This window comes from Pseudoalteromonas aurantia, from assembly GCF_005886875.1.
GTDB classification, from domain to species: domain Bacteria; phylum Pseudomonadota; class Gammaproteobacteria; order Enterobacterales; family Alteromonadaceae; genus Pseudoalteromonas; species Pseudoalteromonas aurantia_A.
Window position 1 is genome coordinate 1 of the sequence record NZ_PNBY01000087.1, and the last position, 10,894, is coordinate 10,894.

12 protein-coding genes are annotated in these 10,894 nt (G+C 40.8%); 4 read left to right on the top strand and 8 right to left on the bottom strand.

Going from position 1 to position 10,894, the window contains the following annotated elements:
- The 3 genes from CWC18_RS16410 to CWC18_RS16420 form a co-directional block, all read right to left on the bottom strand.
- On the bottom strand, positions 1-215 hold a 215-nt coding region (locus tag CWC18_RS16410; RefSeq protein WP_138675710.1), incomplete at its 3' end, for a transposase family protein.
- 234 nt (positions 216-449) lie between these two features.
- Complete coding sequence (locus CWC18_RS16415; protein WP_138593057.1) at positions 450-1,484, bottom strand: methionine synthase; 1,035 nt, start codon at positions 1,482-1,484, stop codon at positions 450-452.
- Positions 1,485-1,577: 93 nt separating this feature from the next.
- Positions 1,578-2,555: a DUF1852 domain-containing protein gene (locus CWC18_RS16420; protein WP_138593056.1), complete on the bottom strand. Its 978-nt coding sequence runs from the start codon at positions 2,553-2,555 to the stop codon at positions 1,578-1,580.
- Between the two features lie 740 nt (positions 2,556-3,295).
- On the opposite strand from CWC18_RS16420, the gene CWC18_RS16425 reads away from it, so the two are divergent.
- Entirely contained in the window at positions 3,296-4,105 is an 810-nt protein-coding gene (locus CWC18_RS16425; RefSeq protein WP_138593055.1) for a sulfite exporter TauE/SafE family protein, read from the top strand.
- A 227-nt stretch (positions 4,106-4,332) separates the two neighbouring features.
- Here the strand turns inward: CWC18_RS16425 and CWC18_RS16430 are convergent, their stop codons facing one another.
- Entirely contained in the window at positions 4,333-5,046 is a 714-nt protein-coding gene (locus CWC18_RS16430; RefSeq protein WP_212747736.1) for a fibrinogen-like YCDxxxxGGGW domain-containing protein, read from the bottom strand.
- A gap of 63 nt (positions 5,047-5,109) precedes the next feature.
- Here CWC18_RS16430 and CWC18_RS16435 point away from each other — a divergent pair, with 63 nt between their 5' ends.
- Positions 5,110-5,547, top strand: a complete 438-nt coding sequence (locus tag CWC18_RS16435) for a hypothetical protein (protein ID WP_249348280.1) — start codon at positions 5,110-5,112, stop codon at positions 5,545-5,547.
- A gap of 149 nt (positions 5,548-5,696) precedes the next feature.
- Here CWC18_RS16435 and CWC18_RS16440 read toward each other — a convergent pair whose 3' ends face one another.
- Positions 5,697-7,520: a serine hydrolase domain-containing protein gene (locus CWC18_RS16440; RefSeq protein ID WP_138593053.1), complete on the bottom strand. Its 1,824-nt coding sequence runs from the start codon at positions 7,518-7,520 to the stop codon at positions 5,697-5,699.
- Positions 7,521-7,652: 132 nt separating this feature from the next.
- Positions 7,653-8,726: a type 1 glutamine amidotransferase domain-containing protein gene (locus tag CWC18_RS16445; protein ID WP_138675711.1), complete on the bottom strand. Its 1,074-nt coding sequence runs from the start codon at positions 8,724-8,726 to the stop codon at positions 7,653-7,655.
- Positions 8,727-8,934: 208 nt separating this feature from the next.
- Between CWC18_RS16445 and CWC18_RS16450 the strand changes: the two genes are divergently transcribed.
- Positions 8,935-9,270: a zinc ribbon domain-containing protein YjdM gene (locus tag CWC18_RS16450; RefSeq protein WP_119861280.1), complete on the top strand. Its 336-nt coding sequence runs from the start codon at positions 8,935-8,937 to the stop codon at positions 9,268-9,270.
- A gap of 67 nt (positions 9,271-9,337) precedes the next feature.
- Here CWC18_RS16450 and CWC18_RS16455 read toward each other — a convergent pair whose 3' ends face one another.
- Positions 9,338-9,565, bottom strand: a complete 228-nt coding sequence (locus CWC18_RS16455) for a helix-turn-helix domain-containing protein (protein ID WP_138593051.1) — start codon at positions 9,563-9,565, stop codon at positions 9,338-9,340.
- Between the two features lie 267 nt (positions 9,566-9,832).
- Between CWC18_RS16455 and CWC18_RS16460 the strand changes: the two genes are divergently transcribed.
- Positions 9,833-10,402, top strand: a complete 570-nt coding sequence (locus CWC18_RS16460; protein WP_138675712.1) for a hypothetical protein — start codon at positions 9,833-9,835, stop codon at positions 10,400-10,402.
- Between the two features lie 41 nt (positions 10,403-10,443).
- On the opposite strand, the gene CWC18_RS16465 is transcribed toward CWC18_RS16460, so the two are convergent.
- Positions 10,444-10,737, bottom strand: a complete 294-nt coding sequence (locus CWC18_RS16465) for a hypothetical protein (RefSeq protein WP_212747737.1) — start codon at positions 10,735-10,737, stop codon at positions 10,444-10,446.
- Between the last annotated feature and the right edge of the window lie 157 nt (positions 10,738-10,894).

Sequence of the window (10,894 nt, forward strand, 5' to 3'; positions counted from 1 at the left end):
TCATGAACTGGAATACCGTGCTTAAAAGGGGCATACTGACGCAGCCATTCGAGCTTGCAATGGCCAAAATCTTGAATGTCTTCCCAGCCTTTACAACCAGCAATGATAGCTGCTACGGTAAGAAACAAGACGTCGAGTAAAGGGTTAATTACTTTAATTTTTTGGCGTGGGTCTTCTATTAATTCAAAGTGTTTTGTCAAAACGTTCAAGCTCATAATGGCGCTTTACTCAAAAATGGAGTATACGATCATGTTTGACCCCTCAAAGCAAGATAGATTGTGTTAATTGATAAAAATACACTCACGATCTCACCCTGGGGCTGCAAAAGTGAATTATGCCTTAACTAAAAAGGCAAAAGCGCTGGAGTAAAAACCTTACCTAACGAGGCAATAAATTTTGCCTCGTAGACGTTACTCAATGAATTCGTAAGTAGATTTAGCCAATATGGTTTAAGTGTTAGCCGATAACTCTTTTCTAATGATCTCGGCACCTGCACTTAACGCGTTCAACTTTCCTCTCGCGACGGTATGCGATAGCGGGGCCATACCACAGTTTGTGCATGGGTAGAGTTTATCTGCATCAACAAATTGAAGTGCTTTTCTTAAAGTATCAGCGACTTCTTCAGGTGTTTCAATGGTGTTACTGGCAACATCAATCGCACCTACCATGACTTTTTTACCACGAATGAGCTCAAGTAAGTCCATTGGCACATGAGAGTTGTGGCACTCCAGTGAAATAATATCAATACTCGACTTTTGTAGTTTAGGAAAGGCTTCTTCATACTGTCGCCACTCAGATCCTAAGGTTTTCTTCCAATCTGTATTGGCTTTAATGCCATAGCCGTAACAAATATGCACCGCTGTTTCACATTTGAGCCCTTCAATAGCACGCTCTAATGTTGCAATACCCCAATCATTCACTTCATCAAAAAATACGTTAAATGCTGGTTCATCGAATTGAATAATATCAACACCCGCTGCCTCTAACTCTTTGGCTTCTTGGTTGAGTATTTTTGCAAATTCCCATGCCAGCTTTTCGCGGCTTTTGTAATGGGCATCATACAATGTGTCGATCATAGTCATAGGCCCAGGCAATGCCCATTTTATCGGTTGTTTGGTTTGCTTACGTAAGAACTTAGCATCTTCAACAAAAACAGGCTTTTGGCGGCTAACAGGGCCAACGACGGTTGGTACGCTTGCATCGTAGCGATCGCGAATTTTTACTGTTTCACGTTTTTCAAAGTCAACGCCATTAAGGTGTTCAATAAAGGTGGTCACAAAGTGCTGACGAGTTTGTTCGCCGTCACTAACAATATCAATACCAGCATACTGTTGGTCTTGTAATGACAGACGCAAAGCATCTTGTTTGCCGACAATAAGCTCGTTGTCTTGTAATTTCCAAGGAGACCAAAGTGTTTCAGGTTCTGCAAGCCACAAAGGTTTTGGTAAGCTGCCTGCTGTTGAAGTCGGTAATAATGTTTTCATAATTGATGATGTCGCATATATAGGGTTAATGACTGAACGTAAACTATTCCGCAGTATTGCCACGCCACGAGGGCGTGGTTTTATTGTTTGTGCTTACAGCACGTAGCTCTGTGACCACTTATCAAGCACATGTTGATGTGGTTTGATAAAGTGCTCTTCAGCAAATTTACCCTGTTCACTGGCTAATCTACTGCGTTCCTCTCGGTCATACACAATTTGTGTTAATGAATGATCTAAGTTCTTTAAATTTGGCTTATACGATGTACCCGCAGCCGCATTTGCATTGTAAATCTCTGGCCTGTAGATTTTCTGGAACGTTTCCATTGTACTAATGGTGCTGATCAGCTCAAGGCTTGTGTAGTCATTAAGCAAATCACCGAAGAAGAAGAATGCCAACGGCGCAACACTGTTTGGTGGCATGAAGTAACGCACCTGTAAGCCCATTTTTTTGAAATACTGTTCCGTCAATGATGATTCATTAGGTAGATATTCCACGCCGAGTACTGGATGTTGATTTTCAGTGCGATGATAAGTTTTATTATCTGAAACACTTAAGCATATAACTGGCGGCTTTTTGAAATTTTCTTTATACACTTGTGAATTTACAAAGTACTGAAATAGCTTGCCATGTAATTCACCAAAGTTCTCAGGGATGCTGAATTTAGGCTGATCTTTATTGTACTGTTGGAGCAACACGCTAAAGTCGTAATCTCGAACATAAGAAGAGAAGTTATTGCCAACAATCCCTTCAATACGCTTATTGGTTTTATGGTCGATGATGTGTGTTTTTAAGATTTCAATCGATGGGAACGTTTGACCACTGCCTTCGATATCCATGTTTACTGACACTATCTCCAGTTCAACTGAATAACGGTCTCCTTTGGTGTTATCCCAGTTAGCCAATGCATTAAAACTATTATCAATCATTTTTAACGCGTTACGTAAGTTAGCTTGACGATGACTGCCTCTTGCTAAGTTCGCAAAGTTCGTCGTGATACGCGTATTGTCAGATGGGTGATAATTTTCGTCGAGACTTATGCTCTTAATCGTAAATGTAAATTCTTTATTCATTGTGATCTGGTATCCAATTTTCTGAGATAAAACCTGAATTAGTTGTTGCTCTTTCTGGTCTTTCTAATCTACTTCCTTGCGTTACCCAGTAGGTAATAACCGGGAAGTAATATAGTTATTCTGTCTATGTACGTTCAGAATCCACCGTTATGGTGTTTAGCGTTAAGAGCATAGTGTGATTTATACGTTGTTCACGACTTGAAGAAAAACGGTTTAATTTCAGATACAACATGAGTCATATTCACGTTAAAGGTAATTAAGCGTATCAACCAATTTGATGGAGCATATTTTGAGCGAAAACAGACAAATTAGCATGCGGGTGTCTGGATGTTTGGATGTCTAGATGTTTTGTATTTATTTTTCTCATGTAAAACGTGAGGAATATTCACGGCTTATGGTGAGTAAAAGTGTTAGTGGGCGTTCGTTATATTGATATAATTTGATCAGATATGGTTAATTTAGATATAAAGCTTGTAATTCATAGTGTTGAGTGAAATAAGACGCTCAAGCAAGAGTCAGTATAACAAAGCAAATTACGCTGATAGGTTGGATCACAAACCTAATTTAGGGTTATTGCTTTGGGGATGTTTTGCTAATGTCGCAGGTTCTCATTGAGGCTTTTCTAGTGATGCATTCAAAATATGCCATGAATTATAGTATTAGCCTAATACCTAGTTTCCCCTATAAAACGGCTTTCAGATAGTGTGATTGCCCCTTAATTATAATAAGAGATAGACACAATGAGTGAATTGATATTATTGGTTGTATATTGTGCGGTATTGGGCAGTGGTGTTGGCTTTTTAGCTGGGTTGTTGGGGATCGGTGGGGGGCTGGTAATAGTTCCTATATTAAGCGCTATTTTACTTCACTTAGCGATATTACCGCCTGAACAGGTGGTTATCGTTGCAATCGCGACGTCATTGGCCTCGATATTATTTACTTCGACTTCTTCTGCAATAGCTCATCATAAAAATGGTAATGTGCCATGGGACTTAGCACCATGGATCATGACTGGGGTAGCGTTAGGTGCGTTGATCAGTGGCTTTATGGCCGCGCTATTACCAGAGCAGGTTGTGCGTGTTATTTTTGCAATCAGTGTCGTATTGATTGCGATAAAAATGTTTTTAAGCAGTAAAAATAATGAACCGACAGAACGCACGCTCCCCAATAAAGGAGTGTTAACAACTTTAACGACCATTACTGGAGGCTTATCGGCAATGATAGGCATCGGTGGTGGGGCATTATTGGTCCCTTTATTGACTTTCTTTTCACTGGATATGAAAAAAGCGATAGGGTGTGCATCAGCGTGCGGCATTGTGATCGCACTGTTTGGTTCTATCGGCTACATTAGCTCAGGGAGCACATACTTTTCTTTACAAGATGGATTTGCAGGCTTTGTGTATTTACCGGCTTTATTGGGGATTGTTTGTACGTCGTGGTTTACTGCGCCTTTGGGTGCAAAAGCAACTAACCATTTGCCTGTGCCCACGATTAAAAAAATCTTCGCAGGGCTATTGGTCGTTATGGCTGCGAATATGATGCTTAATTAGCATGTTGTGCGAATGCTCTAATAAAATAGCTATCATCTGATTGTTATTTAAAAATGCTAGGTTTTACTTTTTGTTGAACTAGAAAAAGCGCATATTATTTATCTAACCTAGCAGTATGTACAAAAGCACATACTGCTAACTCACTATCAAAAACAACCAGCGTTGCTTTTTATAGTTAGTTTAGAAAGCTCTTTTTTGTAGTTTAAAAATAAGGTGTTTTTTTGCACTTAACGCATCCACAAAAGCGCCGATTTAGTTCCATTTGGTTCTGAACTGTTACAAAGTGAAGAACCGACAGAGTTTGGCTTATACGTTCCTCGTGCAGCCCAGCAATAGCGACCATTGACATCATTTTGCCAGCCTAAAAGAGTAGGAGTGTTAACCATGTTAACGTATGCGGGGTTCGTACAACCTTCAAACGTAGTAGTTGCATCGTTCAAACTTGTGCGGCAAGTTGGAATATCTGTGCGCTGTGGCACTGCGATCATTTTATCTTCATGAGCCCATGAAAGGCGAACGTTTTCAAGTTCGACGGTAGACATGTTTACCCCATATACAGACTTCCCATCTGTACATTGTGATTGCGAGCATGCTACTTGCTCCCTTGCATCAGAAAAATGGCTAAGGCCACCTTGATACATCCATAGTACGCTTGGGTTGAAGTCAGACGTAGCTGGGATTGAGCCATAATCGGTTAAAGATTTAATACCACCAGCATGATTTTTAGGAAAGCTACCGACCAGTGTCCACCCACCGCCATCTGTTGTCATATCACAGTATACAGTTACGCTTTCATTGCTGTCAGTTTGAATCGTGTATTGGCCATCCCCAGTACTAAACCCTGCTTGTAAAATACTCTGGCAACTGTTTAAACTATCTTGATATTGAGGTGAGAATTTCCAATCACCCTGCTCTCCAAGATTAGAATACCAAGTCCCCACAAAACTCGTTCCATCGTGACGACCGGTAAAGTACTTAATACGACCTAACGAAGGATTCAGGCATTGTCATCTAAGACATATGATATTAAACAATCACATATTGCTGAAATAATTGATTATGATAGACAGTGCTTTCCAGCAAAGCGAGATACTTTTTTAAAAGGGTGGTTACAGCAAACACAAGGCAAATCGGTGTGCGTGATTGAAAATGGCCAAATTCGAGGGTATGCAGTAAGACGGCAATGCGTTGAGGGCCATAAGGTCGGGCCGTTGTTTGCTGATACACAAGAAGTTGCCGTACAATTATTTAGCGCTTTGCAGCAGGACATAGCTGGCGAGGTTATTATTTTAGATGTACCCGAAAATAATCCCCTTGCCATTGAGTTAGCATTAAATGAAGATATGGAAGTGGTTTTTGTAACGTCTCGAATGTATCAGCGCGGGTTGCCTGATATTGCCCATCATAAAGTGTTTGGTATTACGACGTTTGAGCTAGGGTGAATATTCTATAGGTATCTGCGCTTTTTCAGTTGTATTGAATATTATCGCAGTGTGTACTTTTTAGGGCTTTGTAAGTAGCAAAGAATGAGGCTGTCATGTTACTTACAAAGTATATGTGTGACGCAGGTTATATGTTAACGCGGCAAAAGTTAGATCCAAAATATAAGCGGATATTTTTCCCACCAAATAAGTATTACACAAAATTGCAGTGCTGATGCTAGTGCAAGGGTATGCACTTTTTCTTTGTAATTATTCTGAGCCTGTTTTATTTGATAAAATAATGAGTAGCCCAATGTTATTGGGAGTAGAGTCGCGATGACAATCAATGAAATACTGGCGCTATTGAGCAGTCCAAATTCGATGAATGATTGTTCACAGAATAAATACGCAGGTACTGTAAATAGCAGTAAATTAATAAACGACCAATTAGATCTACTGAAACGGCTCGGCGTAAATAACTTTATAACGCCAACGATAAAAATAAACACAAGCCCTAGCAAACCTGTGAGCATACTGAGCCAATAAAGCCCAAGCTTAGTGATACTCACTTTCTTATACGTTTTTAAACCGTTAGAGATAAACACCTCTTGCTTCTCATTGGTATAAATTACGTGTGAGGCTTGGGTCCTTCCTGCTTGTCTGTATAAGTTATTACCCAGTGCGGTTAAGCGCTTTGCTGAGCTTTGCAGGGGATTGAGTACTAAGTGCTGCTGTGAGTGCTCAACCCACATAAAGTGAAAGAGCATATCGACAAAAGCAAATTCAGCCAGGCCATTTGGCGCTAAAACATAGGGGCCGTCGACCTGCTTATTTTGGTTATCAATGTGCGCGCTGGGTAAAGGTGATATCGGTAAGAGGTTTAAGTGCTGTATGAACAGTGCATTAAACCTTTCGGTATCTGCAGATTCGTCATCGGTGTTAATACTATAAAAAAAGCCCTTTTTTTCTTTTGGATAGAGGCAAATGTAGGCGGTAAAGCCAAAGGTTTGCCCTGGATGGCACATCCCAACTGCACCGTGGCGGTCCCTGACTGCGAATGCTAATCCATGCCCCATCAGTAAGCCTGCATTTTTTGCATCGGTATTATGAGGCATAGCAAGCATCGCCATTAAATCGGATTTTATGAATACGCCATCGCCAATTGTGCCATCACCCAACACAAATGCCATAAACTTTGCCATATCAGGCGCTGTTGTTGTGAACTGCTCGGCAGGCCTTAAACTAATAGGTACTGAATGTTGCATTACCTTGTTTTCATGATACCCCATTGCTAATGAATGGGGGGGGCTTTGCTCAGTCTGGCTTGTAAACTCAAAGGTACTATCGTACATTTCCAGCATATTTAATAGATGATCGTCTAAGTAGGTTTCGTAGCGCTGCTGGGTGACTTTTTCAATGATCATACCCAGCAACGCATAGCCCATATTTGAATAGGCATAATGCGTACCTGGTTTGGTTCTGAGAGTGAGTAAGCTTTTTTGGTTTTGAGAAAATGCATGGTTCAATGGGGCCGAAGGAGTATAAGTCGGATTTAATAGTTGGCGCATTTTAATGTTGTCTAAACCCGCGGTATGTTCAAGCAAGTGTCGAACACGAATAGGGGCTTCACTTGCCCAAGGGTTATTAAATGACAGGTTAGGGAGATAAGGTGCCACTTCAGAGTCTAAAGTCAGTTTATCTTCGGAAATTAACCTAAGCACTCCCATCGCTAAAACGGTTTTAGTAACGGATCCGACCCGTACTTTTTTCGCTTTTCCCATCGGCTGTTGCTTTGCAATATCAGCCATCCCTGCGCTACCAGAATAGTGTTTGTTATCTGAAACAATTGACCATGTTATGCCAACGAGGTTTTCTTCGATAAGGGTTGTGGCGACGTGTTGTTCAAGTTCTTTAGTCTCATTCGCATAAACGAGATTGATCGCACATAAAGTGAAGCTAAACAGTATTATTTGTAGTAGTGATTTAACTTGCATCGGTGTCCTAAAGTTCAGCCTAATACGGCTGTGTTTATTATTATTGTTTTTTGAGTGCGGTGATCATTTTGAACCAGCCGCTGCGACCTATATCTATAAGCCGCAGTGTAGCGAAGCCATTTATCCTAAGCGCTAACTTAACTGCTTTAGTTGATTCGCCAAGCTCAATATATCAATGCCTTTACTTATATCGAATTGCATGAATGCGAGTATTGCGTGCATCACAATCAACACGCGTTGATATGCTTTAGGCTGCGCTTTTAGCTCTTCATTTGCAGCTGCAAAGCCATGTTCTTCATAGGTTAAGAGCAGTGCAATTGCATATTCTTCAGGAGTACGTTGTCTGGCTTTAGGTTCATAGCCAAGTTCAGTGACTACCCGTTCAGCTAATGTCCAGACCGACCATGGGTTTTGACCCGTAATGAGTTTACCATCTTGTGTTACTTTTTCTAGGTAAGTAATACCAGCTTGAAATTGTGCGCCTTGTGATATGAGCTTATCTTGTAGCAAGAATGGAAAGATTTTTTTTGCATCAGGTATGAGGAATAGCTCTTCTTCATTAGTAAAAGCACTGACATTTTTATTACTGATAAGCATCTGGCCATTGTCGAGCTTCACATTAACAAGTGCAGCAGGGCCATGGCACACCGCACTGACGACCTTATTATTTTGATATAAGGTTTTTGCAATATTGTGTATATGCGGGTTGTTTGGAAAGTCAAACATGGTGCCTTTACCACCCACGAAGTATACCGCTTCGTAGTCATCTGGGTTGATGTTTGCAAGTGGGATAGAGTTTGCAACTTGCTGCTGAATGACTTTATCGTTTAAAAAAGCATAATCATACGCGCCCATATCTTCGCCATCTATCACAACTGGCGGCTTTCCGCCTTGTGGGCTGGCAATATCAACGCTAAAACCATTTGCGATAAATACCCAATAAGCGCGTGCAAGCTCGGTGTGCTCATAGCCTGTTGCTTTGTTTTCCCCCATTTTATCGACACTGGTTACAACCGCGAGGATTTTCCCTCTGGGTGCAGGAATATTGTCAGTTAAATAGGGTAAGTCACTTACTTGTGATTTTTTTAGTGCTATAAAGTGTGCTTTTTCAGGGAGTAAGCTCTTAATCCAGCTTTTCGCACCGTAGGCTAGGCTACCTGTGAGTATGGCTAAGGTAATTAATGTGAGTATGGCTTTTTTCAACATGGCGTTAATCCTATCGATAATGTTACTGCGACAATAAATAAGGGGCTGTGAAGAGAATGTGAAATGTGCTGTTAAAAAGAGAAGGCAATAGCACGTTGTATTTAAGTCGGTACTTTTGGATTAGGGCACTCTTAAGTAAGCAATAAACTCGCTTAGCGCGTAATGATCTATTAGAATGCGGCGCATTGTTTATTACTCATGGTTGCTTATGTCTTTTCCTCCTTGTCCAAGTTGTTCATCTGAATATGTTTATCAAGATCAATCTAACTTGATTTGCCCTGAGTGTGCTTTTGAGTGGAACCCTGATGAGAAGCTGGCAGAGGATACTATCTCTGTGAAAGATGCGAATGGGACCTTGTTGGCCGATGGCGATAAAGTAACGGTTATTAAAGACTTAAAAATTAAAGGTAGCTCTCAGGTTATTAAAATTGGTACTCGTGCGCTGATCCGGCGAATCAAAGAGGCCAAAGACCACCAGTTAGACTGTAAAGTTGATGGCGTAGGCGAGATGATGGTGACTGCTAAGTTTGTGAAAAAAGCGTAAGGCACTTTTGTGGGCCTTATAACGCGAGACTTTTATGCTGAATTATGTGAGTTGAATGGCTTAATAACTATAGCGTGTCACAAAGCAAATCATAAACTGGGATCTGGTAAAACAACGCCAGCTCCCGTGCTGTACGGTGGTAAACGTTAAGTCCACACTCGGCTCGTTTTAAGGTCGCGATAGACACACAAAGGGATTTATCTTGGCATGCACAGGCTAATTTCTCTTGGCTTAATCCCATATTTCTACGTAATTCCTTTAGCCTTTGCGTATTTAGTTTAACGCGTCCATTCATGTTCTGATCCCTGCAAAAATAAAACACTAAGTTTAGTTGCTATTTTACTGGGTCACCACTTCCCATCGCAATAGAGGTTGTTACGGATTGTATACACTGTGTCAGTAATTATTCACATGACATGATATCAGAGTGCGTTATCAAGCTGATACCAAACTGATACCTAAGTGATACTGTGAATTGGCGCTTACTCTCTAAACTTAAAGCAATTTCGAGGTGCTCGCAGAGTACCAAAGCATAACCTTAGAGATAGCAAAGGAAAATATTATGTCTCAAGCAATTCATAATGTAGGCGGATTTGGTTCAGTGGTATTGGCAAAGGATTTTAATCAAGAGTTTATCAGCGCGTTTGAACATATTAATAAACGCGAAGGCGTGAATATTTCGCCACTTGCAGGTCAATCTCAAGTAGTAAATGGCATTAACTTCGCGTTTTATTGTTTTGTTGAGCAGGTTACAGCGCCTGACTTGCCAAAAATTAGCAACTTAGAGCTTGTTACGGTCTATGAGAAAGATGGTACGTATACCCAAACGTCAAGTCGAGTGATCAGTGAACCTGTACTTTTTCCGCCGATTGGATCGTTTGATTCAGTTGCTCTACGAGCAAATTTCACAGATGCAGAAGCACAAACCGCAGAGCAAATTGAGTCATTAGTCGGTGTTCATTACGATATATTAGCTGCGCAGCAGCAAGTTGTTGCGGGGCTTAACTTTGCATTTTACGCAGTGGTTAAACCGGCAACATTGAATGGCCAAGCTTACTTCGCACAAATAAATGCCTATCGTAATTTAGAGGGCAAAATTGAACGCGCTGAGTTACACCCAATTCAGCCATAATGACTGTTTAAGGTGGCGTGTAATAATGCGCCACTTTACTTTTAAGCTTGATGCGAGGCATCTAATTTGATGAATGCATTAGGCTGACTATGAGTTAGGCCAACGATAGGAGAGAAATGAGCGTTATTAGAGAAGTTTGTAGGAAAGTTACTATTTTGCCGTGAACGCGAAAAAGTAAGTTGGTATACCACAGAGATTGCGGGCGTTGTTATCTCTGGGATCACTGGTGCGGCAGGTGAATTAGTTGTTGATTGTTGTTCAGTATTGCTACTGCCACCGCATGCCACTAAAAACAATGATATGTAAAGTACTGCAGATTTAATAACTTGATCCATATTGCACCTGGTTAATAAACCCCACCAATACTTAGACCTGATCGTGTATTATTTCTTTTCACTGCACACCACAATAAAAGCGCATGTGCATTCTTTTTTATCGATTAACTGATTATAAAAGTACACCTTATCATGTCGTTAAGACGGTTAAGACGGT

Excerpts from the sequence above, each read along its gene's own strand:
- CWC18_RS16465 (WP_212747737.1), bottom strand. The coding sequence starts at position 10,737 with ATGGATCAAGTTATTAAATCTGCAGTACTTTACATATCATTGTTTTTA.
- CWC18_RS16440 (WP_138593053.1), bottom strand. The coding sequence starts at position 7,520 with ATGCAAGTTAAATCACTACTACAAATAATACTGTTTAGCTTCACTTTA.
- CWC18_RS16445 (WP_138675711.1), bottom strand. The coding sequence starts at position 8,726 with ATGTTGAAAAAAGCCATACTCACATTAATTACCTTAGCCATACTCACA.
- CWC18_RS16425 (WP_138593055.1), top strand. The coding sequence starts at position 3,296 with ATGAGTGAATTGATATTATTGGTTGTATATTGTGCGGTATTGGGCAGT.
- CWC18_RS16455 (WP_138593051.1), bottom strand. The coding sequence starts at position 9,565 with ATGAATGGACGCGTTAAACTAAATACGCAAAGGCTAAAGGAATTACGT.
- CWC18_RS16420 (WP_138593056.1), bottom strand. The coding sequence starts at position 2,555 with ATGAATAAAGAATTTACATTTACGATTAAGAGCATAAGTCTCGACGAA.
- CWC18_RS16450 (WP_119861280.1), top strand. The coding sequence starts at position 8,935 with ATGTCTTTTCCTCCTTGTCCAAGTTGTTCATCTGAATATGTTTATCAA.
- CWC18_RS16415 (WP_138593057.1), bottom strand. The coding sequence starts at position 1,484 with ATGAAAACATTATTACCGACTTCAACAGCAGGCAGCTTACCAAAACCT.
- CWC18_RS16460 (WP_138675712.1), top strand. The coding sequence starts at position 9,833 with ATGTCTCAAGCAATTCATAATGTAGGCGGATTTGGTTCAGTGGTATTG.